The organism is Oceanihabitans sp. IOP_32 (genome assembly GCF_009498295.1).
Classification (GTDB): Bacteria; Bacteroidota; Bacteroidia; order Flavobacteriales; family Flavobacteriaceae; genus Wocania; species Wocania indica.
Map to the genome: position 1 here is coordinate 1363182 of NZ_CP040813.1, position 16529 is coordinate 1379710.

The window sequence follows — 16529 nt, forward strand, 5'->3', positions numbered from 1 at the left end:
AAACGCAATGAAAGCCAATCCTTATTCACTCATTTTAAAAATCAATCATTATACCTATTAATCCAAGCCAAAGTATGCGCCACCTTACTAATTAAATTACTAGGTTTTCTGGCAATACCATGGGCAGCACCTGGGATTTCTACTAAAACCGTTTCTATTTTTCGCAATTTTAGAGCATGGTATAATTGTTTGGCTTCGCTTGGCGGGGTTCGCAAATCTTCCATACCTACCATGAGCATGGTTGGAGTTTCAATATTGCCAACTAAAGATATTGGCGAAAACTTCCAATAGGTTTCAAAATTCTCCCAAGGTTGCCCAGGTAGACGCGTGTCGGCATAAGCATAATAATTATCGGCAACCAATGTTTTACTAATCCAATTTATAACGGGTTTTGTAACTACGGCAGCTTTAAAGCGGTTGTTTTTGCCAATCATCCAAGTGGTCATTATGCCACCTGCGCTACCGCCAGTAACATAAAGTTTGTTATTATCTACGATGCCTTTTTCAACTAAATAATCTACGCCATCCATCACATCTATATAATCTTCGCCTGGGTAGTTATGGTATAATAAATTTGCAAATTCTTCGCCGTAACTCGTACTTCCACGTGGGTTTGGGTAGAATACCACATAACCATCGGCAGCGTATAATTGAATTTCTGCCGTAAAGCGGTCGCCATAGTTTAAAATAGGGCCACCATGATTTTCAACCAATAAAGGATATTTTTTTGAGGGGTCGTAAAACGGTGGTTTTACAATCCAGCCTTGAAGATCTCGACCGTCGAAAGACGATTTATACCAAACTTCTTCGGTTGTTCCTAAGGTTCTAAAGGCTAAAACATCATCATTTAAACGGGTTATGCGATTAGCGACTTTTTTATTCTGAATAACAGCTAAATCCGCAGGATAATCTGGTGTAGATTGTGTAAACGCAATAACGCCATTTTTAGACACCGAATACGATCCCGATGCATAAGGACGCCCCAGTGTGGTGCCACCCATATTATCGGCATGCTTTGTTATTTTTCCTGAATTAGAAATATAGGCCACTTTAGAATTCCCTTTATCATCATAAGTAAAATATAAGCCTTTTCCGGAGCTGTCCCAAGAAATATTGTTCACACTACGATCTAGATTGGTGGATAAAACACGTCTTTTACTACCATCAACATTCATGATATTCAATTTTGTGGTTTGAAAGGCTTGCATTTTGTCTTCGTAAGATAAAAAAGCAATGGTTTTTCCGTCGGGTGAAACTTTAGGTGAGTAATCTGGCCCGTTTTGAGTGGTAAGCGCGGTAATTGCTCTTGTATTTACATCGACTTTATACACTTCGCTGTTTCTAAACTCGTATTCCCAATTATCGCTTCTATTGCCAGAAAAATAAATGGTTTGTCCGTTTGGAGCAAACGAAAAGTTTCCGCTATGGTTAAAATTGCCAGAGGTGATTTGTCTAGGTGTTCCGCCGTCTGCTGGCATAGTGAAAATATGGGTAAATCCCGGTTCTAGATACCCTCTCCCATCGGCTTCATGCTTTAATCGGTCTGTTATTCTAACCGGTTTTGCCCAATTTGCACCTTTAGGTTTTGCGGGCATTTTTATAATTACTGGAGCTTCTTGCGGTACAAACATGGTAAATGCCAAGTGTTTTCCATCTGGCGACCAGGTTAATGAAGCTGGAGATTTTTCTAATTGAGACAGCTTTGCAATTTGCCCTGTATTTACCCAATACATGTATAATTCTGATCCTGCTTCAGTCGTACTTGTAAACGCAATTCTATCGCCACTTGGCGACCATCGTGGCTGCGATTCGTTAACCTCTCTGGTGGTTAATTTACGGTGAGATGTGCCATCAGCATTTATAATCCACAGGTTGCCCTTAGGTTCATCCGTCATAATATCAAAACCGTTTCTTTTGTACACAATTTGTGTTCCGTTAGGTGAAATTTGAGGATCTGATGCCCATTCCAATTCAAAAACATCTAAAGCTTGAAATGGCGTTTTTTCTATTTGAGAGAAAGAAAATTGGAAGCTTAAAGCCAAGAGTACTACATAAAATAACCGATACATAACGACGCGTTTAAAAATTAAAACGGGAAGTTAGTAATTTTAAAAATATAATACCAAATATGCGATTAAATTAATATTTATAGCGCTTTCAAATAGAGATTTTTCGCTACGTTTTGAGAAACCACCATTTCGGTGTTGTGTAATTTTATTTTAACCGATTTATCAAAAGGTTCTTTATGAAGAACCTCTATAGTGGTGCCCAATCCAATATTATTGCTGTCTAAATACTTCAAAAAATTTGAAGAGGTATCGACTACACCAATACATTGGTACGTGGTGCCAATCTCAGACTGCGCCAAGGTAATTTTATCAATGGTTTTAAAATTCCCGTGTTTATCTGGAATCGGGTCGCCATGGGGATCGCGGGTAGGATATTCTAAAAAGGCATCCAACTCGTTAATCAATTTTTCAGATTTTATATGCTCTAAATGCTCGGCAACATCATGCACCTCATCCCAAGAAAAATTGAGTTTTTCTACCAAAAAAACCTCCCAAAGTCGGTGTTTTCTAACAATATTTACCGCAATACGCTTTCCTTTCTCAGTTAAAACCGCACCTTGATACTTTTTGTAATTGAGATACTCTTTGTCGGCAAGTTTTTTAACCATATCGGTAACAGAAGATGCTTTGGTATCTAAGGCCTCGGCAATGGCATTGGTATTAACCGTTTCTTTGCCGTATTTACCAAGATGATAAATGGCTTTAATATAATTTTCTTCTGTTAGTGTGATCATCTCCTTAAGTATATGTTAGCAAAGATAAAGTTAAACTTTTTAATAAAATATTTTTAGGCTAATCTAAAAATATATTTATATTTGCATAAAAACTAATTAAGATGAAACTAATTACCTTAGCGATAGTGTTATTTAGCTTAAATATTCATGCACAAGATTATTATAAAATTAAAGGTCGAGTTACTCACGAAAACGAAGCTTTGCCTTATGTAAACGTTTATATTAAAAATTCCAGCACCGGCACAACCACAGATGATGATGGTTATTTTACACTAAGTCGCATTCCAGCGGGTAATTTTGACATTACAGCATCGTTTGTAGGGTTTAAAACCCAAACAAAAGCGGTAAAAGTGTCTTCAAATATTAATAAGCTAGTATTTGATTTGGAATACGACAATGCTTTAGATGAAGTTGTGGTTACAGGAACGCTTAAGCCGGTAAGCCGTTTAGAAAGCGCCGTGCCAGTTGAGGTCTATTCGCCCGCATTTTTCAACAAAAACCCGACGCCAAATATTTTTGAAGCCTTACAAAATGTGAACGGTGTGCGTCCGCAAATAAATTGTAGCGTTTGTAATACGGGCGACATTCATATTAACGGTTTAGAAGGGCCATATACTTTGGTGCTAATAGATGGCATGCCAATTGTAAGCGGTTTATCTACGGTTTACGGCCTGTCTGGTATTCCAAATCCTTTAATTGAACAGGTTGAAATTGTAAAAGGTCCCGCCTCTACACTTTATGGTAGTGAGGCTGTTGGTGGCTTAATAAATATTATTACTAAACTACCAGAAAACGCACCCATAGTTTTTGCCGATAGCCATGTTACTGGATGGGGAGAAGTTAATGTAGATGCTGGTTTTAAAGCTAAAGTAGGCGACAAGGCCACCTTATTATTTGGTACTAATTATTTTAATTACAGTAATAAAATAGATAATAACAACGATAATTTTACAGATGTCACCCTACAAGATAGAATCTCGATTTTTAATAAATGGGATTTTAAACGCAAAGAAAACCGAACATTATCGCTTGCTGCCCGTTATTTTTACGAAGACCGCTGGGGTGGAGAAATGCAATGGAACCCGAGTTTTAGAGGGAGCGACGAAGTTTATGGCGAAAGTATTTACACCTCGCGCTACGAGGTTTTTGGTAAATACCAATTACCAGTTGATGAAAGTATAAATTTTGAATTCTCCTACTCAGACCACGATCAAAATTCTGTATATGGCGACACCCCTTACTTAGCAGAACAACGTATCGCTTTTGGGCAAATGCTTTGGGATAAATCCTTGAAAAATCACGATCTTTTGTTTGGTGTAGCGGCGCGTTACAACTTTTATGACGATAATACTACGGCTACTATTACAGCAGACGAAGCAACCATTCCTTCTATTTTTGTTCAAGATGAAATCAAGTTATCTGAAAAACAAAATGTGCTTCTGGGCTTGCGTTACGATTATGATAATCGCCATGGCTCGATTGTCACACCAAGAATTGCTTATAAATTTAAACCTACAAAAACCGATATTATTCGATTAAATGCCGGTACTGGATTTAGAGTGGTTAACTTATTTACAGAAGAACATGCCGCATTAACAGGAGCGCGTGATGTTATTATTGAAGAAGCTTTAGACCCAGAACAGTCATATAATGTAAATTTAAATTATTTGAAGAAGCTGTACACCAAAAAAGGCATGATTTTTACGTTCGATGCCTCGGCGTGGTACACTTATTTCACCAATGCCATTATCCCAGATTACGATACCAACCCCAATCAAATTATTTATGCTAATCTCGATGGTAATTCAGTATCACAGGGCATAAGTTTAAATATAGATGCTGTTTTAGGTAGCGGTATTAGTGGTTCCATTGGAGCCACACTGCAAGAGGTTTCGCAAACTGAAAATGATATTAAATCTCGACAAATATTAACCGAAAAATTTACGGCTACTTGGGCATTATCGTATAAGCACTATCCCACCCATTTAACTTTAGATTATACGGGGAACCTTTACGGTCCTATGCGCTTGCCAATTTTAGGTGAGCTAGACCCAAGAGATGAATACTCGCCAACTTGGAGCATTCAAAATATACAACTGACTTATGATGGGTTTAATAATTTTGAAATTTATGGTGGCGTTAAAAACCTTTTAAATTGGACACCAAACAAAGGCAACCCCTTTATTATTGCTCGTGCAGACGATCCATTTGATAAAAATGTAGATTTTGATGCCAACGGCAATGTGCTTGCCACCCCAAATAATCCTTACGCCTTAACTTTCGATCCCTCATATATTTACGGGCCAAATCAAGGCATTCGTGCGTTTTTAGGATTACGGTATACTTTAAAATAAAAACATTAGAGATTGAAATGCATTCGGTAATAAGCCTATCACCCCGAATAAGACAAGACAAAGAATTCCATTATTATAAGATGTCTCGTTATTCATTTGGTACGCTTCAATTGATTAGAACACAACCCGAAAATCTTACAAAAATTAAATTAGAACCCTTGTAAATAAGGGTGTTTGGATTTAAAATCAATAAAAAAACCACTAAATTTTAGTACCTTCGTAAATTAAATTTAGAGGAATGAAAAAAATAGTTTTTATACTGCTAATTGCTAGCACTATTATTAGCTGTAAAACTGATAAAAAAGAAAACGGAAAACTTAATATTGTTACCACAACAACCATGATTACCGATTTGGTAAAAAATATTGGTGGCGACTATATCAATATTGAAGGTTTAATGGGTAGTGGCGTCGATCCGCACCTTTATAAAGCGAGCGAAGGCGATGTTACCAAACTTGTAAATGCCGATATTATTTTTTACAACGGTTTACATCTTGAAGGTAAATTAGTTGATGTTTTTGAAAAAATGAAAAGCAAATCACCCATTGCTTTAGCTGAAGAGATTGATAAAAGCACCTTAATAGGTTCTGAATATTTTGGGTCGAATTTCGATCCACACGTATGGTTTAATATTGAATATTATAAGCAGTTTGCCAGGAAGGTAACAACAGTGCTATCAGAAAAAGATCCAAAAAACGCCAATAATTATATTGAAAACCAAAACCAATATCTAGCAAAATTAGATAGGCTACAAGAAAACATTAAAACGACTATTGAAACGCTTCCAAAGGAAAAAAGAATATTAGTGACAGCACATGATGCCTTTAATTATTTTGGGAAAAATTACGGTTTCGAAGTGGTTGGTTTACAAGGTTTATCGACTGCCACTGAAGCTGGTGTAAAGGATGTTCAAAGATTAGCGGCATTCATTATCGAAAAAAACGTAAAAGCTATTTTTGTAGAAAGCTCGGTGCCAAGGCGCACAATAGAAGCCCTACAAGCCGCAGTAAACTCCAAAGGCCATGACGTAAAAATTGGAGGCACCTTATATTCTGATGCTTTAGGAAACGAAGGTACTTTAGAAGGCACCTATATTGGTATGTTCGAGTATAATGTGAATACGATTATAAACGCTTTAAAGTAAGTTTTTAATCACTGTCACAGTTTTCAATGTTCACTCAAATTAAAAAGAGTATCGCATAATAAATGAAAGATAGCAGAACAGAAAGTCCCTATCTCGGACCCAGTCCGAATCATCAATCTGCAGAAATAATGAACGAAGGAATGGAGATGCGAAACGAAGTTTCAAGAACGTTAAGCCGAGAGTGAATGATCCGCAGGAATTTCCTCAGATTGAAATGATCTTTTGGCTTGGTTTATCCTGAGCGTAGTCGAAGGGTTTTGCATCAAGGCAAAATGAACATTAAAAACATAAAAGATGAAACAAAAAACAGCAATAAAAGTAGACGATCTAACCGTGGCTTACAATTACAAACCCGTACTTTGGGATATCGATTTAGAAATCCCAGAAGGTGTACTTATGGCTATTGTAGGACCAAACGGCGCGGGAAAATCTACGCTTATAAAAGCAATTTTGGGTATTTTAAAACCCATTGCCGGAAGTGTTAGTATTTTCGGAAAACCTTATGAAAAGCAACGCCATCTCGTCGCTTATGTACCACAAAAAGGAAGTGTAGATTGGGATTTCCCAACCACAGCACTAGATGTTGTGATGATGGGAACTTACGGCAGTTTAGGTTGGATAAAACGGCCCAAGGAAAAAGAAAAAAAGGCAGCACTCGAAGCTTTAGAAAAAGTAGGGATGCTGGCTTTTAAAAATAGGCAGATAAGTCAGCTTTCTGGCGGACAACAACAGCGCATATTCTTGGCAAGAGCCCTAGTACAAAACGCCTCTATTTATTTTATGGACGAGCCGTTTCAAGGTGTAGATGCCACAACAGAAATAGCTATTATCAACATTTTAAAGGAATTACGAAAAGCTGGAAAAACCGTTATTGTCGTGCATCACGATTTACAAACTGTTCCAGAATATTTTGATTGGGTTACCTTTTTAAATGTAAAAAAAATTGCCACAGGTCCTATTAAAGATATTTTTAACGACGATAATTTAACCAAAACCTATGGTATTAATTATAAAGTAAGTGTTCAGGAGTAATGAATTTACAAGACTATTTTTCTTTAGTATTTAGTGATTATACACTTAGAACCATCACGCTAGGCACAGCTATTTTAGGTGCTGTAACAGGTATGCTTGGTAGCTTTGCTGTATTGCGTAAACAAAGCCTTTTGGGCGATGCCATTTCTCATGCGGCTTTACCAGGTATTGCTATTGCTTTTTTAATTACTGGTACAAAAGACACGAATGTACTGCTTTTAGGTGCTTTGGTAAGTGGTTTAATTGGAACGTTTTGGATTAGAGGTATTATCACCAAAACGCATCTAAAGTCGGATACGGCTTTGGGTTTAATCTTATCGCTATTCTTTGGCTTCGGAATATTACTACTCACCTTCATACAGAAACAACCCAACGCCAATCAAGCGGGTTTAGATAAGTATCTATTTGGTCAAGCAGCCACACTAGTTGAACGCGATGTTTGGCTTATGGCTATTGTTACAGGAATATGTGTCTTGGTACTATTGCTTTTTTGGAAAGAGTTTAAAATGCTCTTGTTCGATGCCGATTATACAAAAACCCTAGGTTTTAATACCAAATTCATTGATGTTTTAATCACTTCTTTTATTGTTTTAGCTATTGTTTTAGGCTTGCAAACAGTGGGTGTGGTTTTAATGAGTGCCATGCTTTTAGCTCCAGCTGCTGCGGCTAGACAATGGACAAACAGTTTGAGCACCATGGTTTTTCTTGCGGCTATTTTTGGAGCGTTTTCTGGAGTTTTTGGCACAGCCATTAGCGCCAGTCAAAACAATTTATCTACAGGCCCTGTTATTGTTTTAGTGGCCTCTGTTTTTGTTATATTTTCATTTATTTTTTCACCCAGTCGTGGTTTATTATTTAAGCAAATTCGTTTTAGAAATAACAGACGGGATTTAGAACTTCATAAAACATTAGCCTTCATGTATCATATTGCAGAAACACACGATAACATTTCACATCCCCACGCCATTAAAATATTGAATAATTTTCAGGGGTATACCCGAGGAACCCTTCAAAAGCTAGTCAAAAAAAATTATGTTACACTTGACGGGAATATGTGGAGTTTAACTGAAGAAGGCTTTAAGACTGCTGCTAATTTATACACTCAAAAAACTCATGAATAGTGCGCAAATAGAAATACAATTAATTGCCAGTTTAGTGGCCGTGGCTTGCGCCATTCCAGGCGTGTTTTTAGTGCTACGTAAGATGGCTATGATTAGCGATGCCATAAGCCACTCCATTCTGCCGGGTATTGTTGTCGGTTTTTTTATAACCCAAGACCTCAACTCCCCATTACTTATTTTACTGGCCGCTTTAACCGGAATTATTACGGTTGTTTTGGTGGAGTATATTCAAAAAACAGGATTGGTAAAAGAAGATACAGCTATTGGCTTAGTCTTTCCAGCTTTGTTTAGTATCGGTGTGATCATGATTGCCAAAAACGCCAGCGACATTCATTTAGATGTAGATTCCGTTTTATTAGGTGAATTAGCTTTTGCTCCTTTTGATAGATTACTTATTTCTGGTGTTGATGTAGGACCAAAATCACTTTGGGTTATTGGTAGTATTTTAATAGTAAGCATTTTGTTGTTATTGGCCTTTTTTAAAGAACTAAAAGTAAGCACCTTTGATGCTGGCTTAGCAGCCTCCATGGGGTTTTCGCCAGCTATAATTCATTACGGCCTCATGTCGGTTTCTTCAGTAACCATTGTTGGTGCTTTTGATGCGGTGGGCTCTATTTTAGTGGTAGCACTTATGATTGCCCCTGCCGCAACCGCCTATCTTTTAACTACTAATTTAAAGAAAATGCTTGGGCTTGCCATAAGTTTTGGCGTTTTAGGTGCTATTTCTGGTTATTGGATTGCGCATTGGCTTGATGCTTCCATTGCGGGCTCGATAACCACCATGTTGGGTTTGTTTTTTTTAATGGTGTATTTATTTGCGCCCAGCAAAGGCATTATTGCGGTGCTTTACAGAGAAAAACAACAACGCACAGAAGTCTCTCTAATAACTTTTTTACTGCATTTAAAAAATCATAATGAACTCGAAGAACGCCATGTAAAGCATTTAAACGAGCATATTAATTGGCAAAAAGTGCGATCAAAAACCGTTTTAGATTTGGCTCTAAAAAATAATATGATTGTCATTGAAAACCAGATCGTCTCGTTAACTAAAAAAGGCGACGATTTCACCTCACAAGCCATCGATTATATCATTACCAACGAAGATGCAAAAATAGAACACATGAAGGATGATTTCTTTTTGTTCAGAGGCTAATGGCATTCAGTGCATTCCGAATATATTCGGAGTCGAAGAATCTCATGATTTTACTTGTTGTTATAATTGAAAGATGGCTTCGTCATGCTTCCTCGCCATGACGGGTTATTATGATGTGCTTTGCTTTAAAGCTGGTTGTTATATAGGGCGTAGCTTGTTACTCAGAGCTCAACCTGTCATTCAGAGCACAGCGAAGAATCTCATGATTTTACTTGTTTTTTTAATTGAAAAGATGGCTTCGTCATGCTTCCTCGCCATGACGGGTTATTATGATAAGCTGGTTGTTATATAGGACGTAGCTTGTCACTCAGAGCACAACCTGTCATTCAGAGCACAGCGAAGAATCTCATGATTTTACTTGTTGTTATAATTGAAAGATGGCGTCGTCATGCTTCCTCGCCATGACGGGTTATTATGATGTGCTTTGCTTTAAAGCTGGTTGTTATATAGGGCGTAGCTTGTTACTCAGAGCTCAACCTGTCATTCAGAGCACAGCGAAGAATCTTATCGTTTTAATTGCCGTTTAATTGAAAGATGGCGTCGTCATGCTTCCTCGCCATGACGGGTTATTATGATGTGCTTTGCTTTAAAGCTGGTTGTTATATAGGGCGTAGCTTATCTCTCAGAGCACAAACTGTCATTCAGAGCACAGCGAAGAATCTTATGATTTTACTTGTTGTTTAATTGAAAATATGGCGTCGTCATGCTTCCTCGCCATGACGGGTTATTATGATGTGCTTTGCTTTAAAGCTGGTTGTTATATAGGGCGTAGCTTGTTATTCAGAGGACAACCTGTCATTCAGAGCACAGCGAAGAATCTCATCGTTTTAATTGCCGTTTAATTGAAAAGATGGCGTCGTCATGCTTCCTCGCCATGACGGGTTATTATGATGTGCTTTGCTTTAAAGCATGTTGTTATATAGGACGTAGCTTGTCAATCAGAGCACAAACTGTCATTCAGAGCACAGCGAAGAATCTCATGATTTTACTTGTTGTTATAATTGAAAAGATGGCGTCGTCATGCTTCCTCGCCATGACGGGTTATTATGATGTGCTTTGCTTTAAAGCTGGTTGTTATATAGGGCGTAGCTTGTTACTCAGAGCACAAACTGTCATTCAGAGCACAGCGAAGAATCTCATCGTTTTAATTGCCGTTTAATTGAAAAGATGGCGTCGTCATGCTTCTTCGCCATGACGGGTTATTATGATGTGCTTTGCTTTAAAGCTGGTTGTTATATAGGGCGTAGCTTGTCTCTCAGAGCACAAACTGTCATTCAGAGCACAAACTGTCATTCCGAGCACAGCGAAGAATCTCATGATTTTACTTGTTGTTATAATTGAAAGATGGCTTCGTCATGCTTCCTCGCCATGACGGGTTATTATGATGTGCTTTGCTTTAAAGCTGGTTGTTATATAGGGCGTAGCTTATCTCTCAGAGCACAAACTGTCATTCAGAGCACAGCGAAGAATCTTATGATTTTACTTGTTGTTTAATTGAAAAGATGGCGTCGTCATGCTTCCTCGCCATGACGGGTTATTATGATGTGCTTTGCTTTAAAGCTGGTTGTTATATTGGGCGTAGCTTGTCTCTCAGAGCACAACCTGTCATTCAGAGCACAGCGAAGAATCTCATCGTTTTAATTGCCGTTTAATTGAAAGATGGCTTCGTCATGCTTCCTCGCCATGACGATTAATTTAAAAACGCGTTAAAAAATGTGCTTCAGTTGTACCTCCTGTTGAGAGATAGTGGCAATCTCATTTAATATATTTATTTTAGCAATATGGCAAAACATAACGAACTTGGAAAAAAGGGCGAACAACTCGCAGTAGATTTTCTGTTGAAAAACAAATACGACATTATTGAGCGTAACTATCGTTTTGATAAAGCTGAAGTTGATATTATTGCTCAAAAAAAAGATATACTCGCCATTATTGAAGTTAAAACCCGATCGACAACCGATTTTGGAAATCCGCAAGATTTTGTAAAACCCAAACAAATACAACGACTCGTAAAAGCAGTAGATGAGTATGTAAACTCTAAAGATTTAGACGTGGAAGTACGTTTTGATATTATTGCCATTGTTAAAGAACCAAACAGCTTTAAAATTGAGCACCTAGAAAATGCTTTTTATCATTTTTAAGACTTACACCAACAAACTACTCAACTTCAAAAAATGATTTTAAAGCCTCAAAATCGTATGGCTTAGCCACAATTTCTTTATCTCTATTTAAAATAAAATAGGTTGGTGTTTGATAAACTCCATAAGCGTTACCAATTTTATTATCCCATTTACCTTCGCCATAAATATGTGTGAATTCGGAATAATTTTTGATTAAACTCTTCCATGCCGTAGGTTCATTTTCTAGCCCAATAGCTAGCACTTTTAGCTTGCTGGCATTTACTGTTTTTATGAACTTTTGCAATTCCGGAATCTCGTCTAAACAATGCCCGCAGGTACTACTCCAAAAAACAATCACGTAATGTTCGGCTGAAAGTAACTCACTTAATTTTTTAGTGATTTTATTTGATGCGCTTGTAATCTCAAAAGAGAAATCTGGGGCTTTATTTCCAATTGAAGTGTTTTTAAACACGGTTAAATCCCTAACTAAATCGGTATCGTTTAATTTTTTTGCAATGTTAATTAAATGCTTTTCAGAAATATAATTTGCAACCTCCTCTAAACCTAGATCAATCATTTGTTGCCATAAATCGATTAGCAAGACCCGTTTTGTTTCATTTGGAGCCTTTGTCATGGCCTGGCAAAAAGCGTCGATATTCTTTTTGTAATTAGTGATTTCATCTTCGTTATCCTGCGATAAACCAAATATATAATTTAGCATTCGCTCTTGAAAGAAATCTGAACTCTGTAAAATGTCGTTATTAAAATCAACATGATCAAAATAATGCTTTTTTAAATGTTTTACATAGGTTTCTACATCTTCGAATGTTTTAGGAATATAAGGCCGGTTTGCTTTTATAAATTCTAGTGCTATAGTCCCTTTCGCTAGGGCTTCGTAGCTCGCTTGGGCTTCGCGCTGCGTTTTAAAAATAGAGTTAAGAGTTAGGGAATCTTTGCTTTCTTCTCTGTAAAAATTACCGATACTATGCGTTATCATTGACATACTATTAGTATAAGACGCTAGTAATTTATTTTCTGATGAGGATTGAAATTTAACACCAGTTTCTGAGTTGAATGTGAATTCTATATTTTCTTTTCCGTTGTAAATAATATCAAAATTATAATCTTCTTGCGGAATAGCGTATACAATTTTAAATATGCCTTTTTTTATAGTAGAATCCAGTTTAAATTCTAATAGTCCATTTTTAATTTCGGCATTTGTAACATACTTTGAAACCGTTGGTGTTACTCGGTATAACAAAGCCATATTATAGGATTGCGCAGGTGTAAACTTACCTTTTATAGTATGTTGACCAAAAAGCATATTTGGCAATATTAAGATTAAGGCAAGAAATAATTTCAACATGATTCTAAATTTAAATTTCGTCAACACTACTTAAGCCGTAATGGGTTTTAAAATCGCCAAGGCTTGCTGTACTGTTTTAACTGCATCAAAAGTAAGCAATAACCTTAAACCATTTCGAGTTTGCTTTTCTTTTATCTTACAAATATTAGGGTTTGATTGTACAAATTTAAGTACTTTAGTAAAACTATCACTTTGGTAAAATTTACTTTGTTGATCGGTTATAAAATACCCAATAAATTTACCTTTTTTCATAATAACTTTTTCGAATCCTAATGTTGTAGCCATCCATTTTATCTTAACGCTATCTAACAAATCGACTACTGGTGATGGTAATTCTCCAAAACGATCTATGAGGTTCGATTCAAACTTTTGCAAATCGACTTCGGTCTTTAACTGATTAAGTTGGGTATATAAATTTAATCGTTCTGCTATATTATTTACATAATCGTCTGGGAAAAGCAGCTCGAAATCGGTGTCTATAGTTACCTCTTTTACATACACTTTATCGGTTTCATCTTCATCGTAAAGATCTTTAAACTCGTTTTCTTTAAGTTCTTCAATGGCTTCATTAAGTATTTTTTGATAGGTATCAAATCCTATTTCATTTATAAAACCACTTTGTTCGCCACCAAGTAGATCGCCTGCCCCTCGAATTTCTAAATCTTTCATAGCGATATTAAAACCGCTACCCAACTCTGTAAATTGCTCTAAGGCCGTGATGCGTTTTCTAGCATCATCGGTCATTGCAGAATACTCTGGAGTTATAAAGTAACAAAAGGCCTTTTTATTGCTTCTACCAACACGACCACGCATTTGGTGCAAATCACTCAAACCAAAATTATTGGCATTATTAATAAAAATCGTGTTGGCATTTGGCACATCAAGGCCACTTTCTACAATGGTGGTACTCACTAAAACATCAAAAGCACCATCCATAAAAGACAGCATGAGTTCTTCAAGTTTTTTACCCTCCATTTGCCCATGACCAATACCAATTTTAGCATCGGGCACTAGACGTTGCAACATGCCAGCCACTTCTTTTATGTTTTCTATACGATTATGAATAAAGAATATTTGTCCGCCACGCTCAATCTCATAACTTACTGCATCACGAATGGTTTCTTCGTTAAAACGAATAACATGACTCTCTATAGGGTATCGATTTGGGGGCGGTGTTGTAATGACCGATAAATCTCGTGCTGCCATTAAACTAAATTGTAAGGTACGCGGTATTGGAGTAGCGGTAAGGGTTAACACATCGACGTTGTCTTTTAAGGTCTTTAGCTTTTCTTTTACGGCAACGCCAAATTTTTGTTCTTCGTCTACGATAAGCAATCCTAAATCTTTAAACTTTACATTTTTGTTTACCAATTGGTGCGTGCCAATAATAATATCGACGTTTCCGTTCTCTAAACCCTCTAAAGTCTCTCGTTTTTCTTTGGCTGTTCTAAAGCGGTTTACATAATCTACGGTAACTGGAAAGTCTTTTAAACGCGATTTAAATGTTCTGGAATGCTGATAGGCGAGTACGGTTGTTGGCACTAATACAGCAACTTGTTTCCCGTTATCGACGGCTTTAAATGCGGCGCGAATAGCCACTTCGGTTTTACCAAATCCCACATCGCCACAAACTAACCGATCCATTGGGCGCGTGCTTTCCATATCTGCCTTTACATCGGCGGTAGCTGTGCTTTGGTCGGGTGTGTCTTCATAAATAAAAGACGCCTCCAACTCGTGTTGCATATAACTATCTGGATTGTATTGGTAGCCCTTTTCGGTTTTACGTTTGGCGTAAAGTTTTATCAAATTAAAAGCCACATGTTTAACACGTGCTTTTGTTTTTTGTTTTAGGGTTTTCCAGGCATTACTGCCCAATTTATAAATTTTTGGAGCCTTACCATCTTTACCGTTAAACTTAGTGATTTTGTGTAAGGAATGAATGCTTAAATATAATATATCCCGCTCCCCGTAAACCAATTTTATGGCCTCTTGTTTTTTGCCTTCAACATCAATTTTTTGAAGCCCACCAAAGCGTCCTATACCGTGATCGATATGCGTAACATAATCGCCAATATCTAAATTAGTAAGCTCCTTTAAAGTGATGGCTTGTTTTTTGGCAAAACCATTTTTAACATGAAATTTATGATAACGCTCAAAAATTTGATGGTCGGTATAACACACGATTTTACTGTCGTGATCTATAAAACCCTGATATAAGGATAAAATAATAGTTTGATACTGCTTAACGTCAAGATTAGAATCGTCGAAAATATCGTGAAAGCGTTTAGCTTGCTGCTCGCTTACACAAGCAATATAATTGGTGTAGCCCTTTTCATGATTCGTATTTAAATCTTCTATTAAAAGATTAAACTGCTTATTGAATGAAGGCTGTGGTGTGGTATTAAAAGATATTTCTTTTACCTCGTTACGAGACGTTTGCGACGCACTAGTCTCTGCAAATGAAACAGATTGTTTCGTTTCGCTAGCCATGCCTTTGTTTCTAAAAACAGATGTGCTTCCAAATTCTAGTAAAGAAAAATCTAATAATTGTTTTTTTAGTAAAACTGAATTCGTGAATAGGGCTTCTGGTTTCGCGTGTTTTAATTCGGAGTCGAGTGATTTGAAAGCGTCTTGGGCTTTTTCATAAAAATCGTCTATTCGCGCAAAGAACAAATCGGTGTTTTTAAAACAGACAACTGTTTTCTGAGCGATATATTTTAGAAAACTTTGGCGGTTTTCGTTTAGTAATTTATTGGCAACATTGGGGATGATATTAATTTTCTTTATTTGCTCTAAAGAAAGCTGGGTTTCTACATCGAAAGTTCGAATGCTATCGACCTCATCACCAAAAAATTCCATGCGATATGGCTTGTCGTGCGAAAATGAAAATACATCTACAATACCACCACGCACTGAGAACTCACCAGGTTCGGTTACAAAATCGACACGTTTAAATTGATATTCAAATAAAACTTCGTTTACAAAATCTATAGATATTTTATCGTTTAGCGCGACTTTTAATGTATTACGCTCCAACTCTTTCCTAGTGACTACCTTCTCAAACAGCGCATCGGGATAAGTTACAATTATGGCTGGTTTTTTTTGAGAGTTAATACGGTTTAACACCTCGGCACGAAGCAGTACATTAGCATTATCGGTTTCTTCAATTTGATAAGGCCTGCGGTAACTACCTGGATAAAACAACACATCTTTTGGGTTACACAATTGCTCTAAATCGTTTAGGTAGTGTGCCGCTTCTTCTTTATCGTTAAAAATAATTAAAAAAGGATTCTTACTTTGTTTAAAAACATTCGATATCACGAAAGAAAAAGACGATCCTACAAGTCCTTTTAAATGTATTTTAGACTGGTCTTGTGCAGGATCTAAAGGTTTGTTTTTGGCAATGGCAGTTTGCAGATTTTGCATTTGCAAAGTC

At 36.9% G+C, this 16529-nt stretch carries 10 protein-coding genes; 6 read left to right on the top strand and 4 right to left on the bottom strand.

Annotated elements, in window-relative coordinates; genetic code table 11:
• Window positions 1-41: 41 nt before the first annotated feature.
• Complete coding sequence (locus FEZ18_RS05680) at window positions 42-2069, bottom strand: S9 family peptidase (protein ID WP_153267413.1); 2028 nt, start codon at window positions 2067-2069, stop codon at window positions 42-44.
• 77 nt (window positions 2070-2146) lie between these two features.
• Window positions 2147-2803 (bottom strand): metal-dependent transcriptional regulator, encoded by a 657-nt coding sequence (locus FEZ18_RS05685; protein WP_153267414.1) that lies wholly within the window; start codon window positions 2801-2803, stop codon window positions 2147-2149.
• A gap of 101 nt (window positions 2804-2904) precedes the next feature.
• Here FEZ18_RS05685 and FEZ18_RS05690 point away from each other — a divergent pair, with 101 nt between their 5' ends.
• The 6 genes from FEZ18_RS05690 to FEZ18_RS05715 all read left to right on the top strand — a co-directional run bounded on the left by FEZ18_RS05690 (window position 2905) and on the right by FEZ18_RS05715 (window position 11748).
• On the top strand, window positions 2905-5157 hold the full coding sequence (locus FEZ18_RS05690) for a TonB-dependent receptor (RefSeq protein WP_153267415.1): 2253 nt from the start codon (window positions 2905-2907) through the stop codon (window positions 5155-5157).
• 238 nt (window positions 5158-5395) lie between these two features.
• A complete protein-coding gene (locus tag FEZ18_RS05695) occupies window positions 5396-6301 on the top strand; it encodes a metal ABC transporter solute-binding protein, Zn/Mn family (protein WP_153267416.1) in 906 nt (301 codons plus the stop codon).
• A 294-nt stretch (window positions 6302-6595) separates the two neighbouring features.
• Window positions 6596-7333, top strand: coding sequence for a metal ABC transporter ATP-binding protein (locus FEZ18_RS05700; protein WP_153267417.1), 738 nt, complete (start codon window positions 6596-6598; stop codon window positions 7331-7333).
• A complete protein-coding gene (locus FEZ18_RS05705) occupies window positions 7333-8454 on the top strand; it encodes a metal ABC transporter permease (protein WP_153267418.1) in 1122 nt (373 codons plus the stop codon). The genes FEZ18_RS05700 and FEZ18_RS05705 overlap by 1 nt, the downstream gene beginning before the upstream one ends.
• Window positions 8447-9607, top strand: a complete 1161-nt coding sequence (locus FEZ18_RS05710; RefSeq protein ID WP_153267419.1) for a metal ABC transporter permease — start codon at window positions 8447-8449, stop codon at window positions 9605-9607. Before FEZ18_RS05705 ends, FEZ18_RS05710 begins: the two co-directional genes overlap by 8 nt.
• Window positions 9608-11388: 1781 nt before the next feature.
• Window positions 11389-11748 carry a YraN family protein gene (locus tag FEZ18_RS05715; protein ID WP_153267420.1) on the top strand — a complete coding sequence of 120 codons (360 nt, stop codon included), beginning with the start codon at window positions 11389-11391 and terminating at the stop codon, window positions 11746-11748.
• Window positions 11749-11764: 16 nt separating this feature from the next.
• On the opposite strand, the gene FEZ18_RS05720 is transcribed toward FEZ18_RS05715, so the two are convergent.
• Window positions 11765-13093, bottom strand: coding sequence for a TlpA family protein disulfide reductase (locus FEZ18_RS05720; RefSeq protein ID WP_153267421.1), 1329 nt, complete (start codon window positions 13091-13093; stop codon window positions 11765-11767).
• Window positions 13094-13123: 30 nt separating this feature from the next.
• Window positions 13124-16519, bottom strand: a complete 3396-nt coding sequence (mfd, locus tag FEZ18_RS05725) for a transcription-repair coupling factor (RefSeq protein ID WP_410505147.1) — start codon at window positions 16517-16519, stop codon at window positions 13124-13126.
• Window positions 16520-16529 lie beyond the last annotated feature (10 nt).

Excerpts from the sequence above, each read along its gene's own strand:
- FEZ18_RS05710 (WP_153267419.1), top strand. The coding sequence starts at position 8,447 with ATGAATAGTGCGCAAATAGAAATACAATTAATTGCCAGTTTAGTGGCC.
- mfd (WP_410505147.1), bottom strand. The coding sequence starts at position 16,519 with ATGCAAAATCTGCAAACTGCCATTGCCAAAAACAAACCTTTAGATCCT.
- FEZ18_RS05680 (WP_153267413.1), bottom strand. The coding sequence starts at position 2,069 with ATGTATCGGTTATTTTATGTAGTACTCTTGGCTTTAAGCTTCCAATTT.
- FEZ18_RS05695 (WP_153267416.1), top strand. The coding sequence starts at position 5,396 with ATGAAAAAAATAGTTTTTATACTGCTAATTGCTAGCACTATTATTAGC.
- FEZ18_RS05700 (WP_153267417.1), top strand. The coding sequence starts at position 6,596 with ATGAAACAAAAAACAGCAATAAAAGTAGACGATCTAACCGTGGCTTAC.
- FEZ18_RS05690 (WP_153267415.1), top strand. The coding sequence starts at position 2,905 with ATGAAACTAATTACCTTAGCGATAGTGTTATTTAGCTTAAATATTCAT.
- FEZ18_RS05720 (WP_153267421.1), bottom strand. The coding sequence starts at position 13,093 with ATGTTGAAATTATTTCTTGCCTTAATCTTAATATTGCCAAATATGCTT.
- FEZ18_RS05715 (WP_153267420.1), top strand. The coding sequence starts at position 11,389 with ATGGCAAAACATAACGAACTTGGAAAAAAGGGCGAACAACTCGCAGTA.
- FEZ18_RS05685 (WP_153267414.1), bottom strand. The coding sequence starts at position 2,803 with ATGATCACACTAACAGAAGAAAATTATATTAAAGCCATTTATCATCTT.
- FEZ18_RS05705 (WP_153267418.1), top strand. The coding sequence starts at position 7,333 with ATGAATTTACAAGACTATTTTTCTTTAGTATTTAGTGATTATACACTT.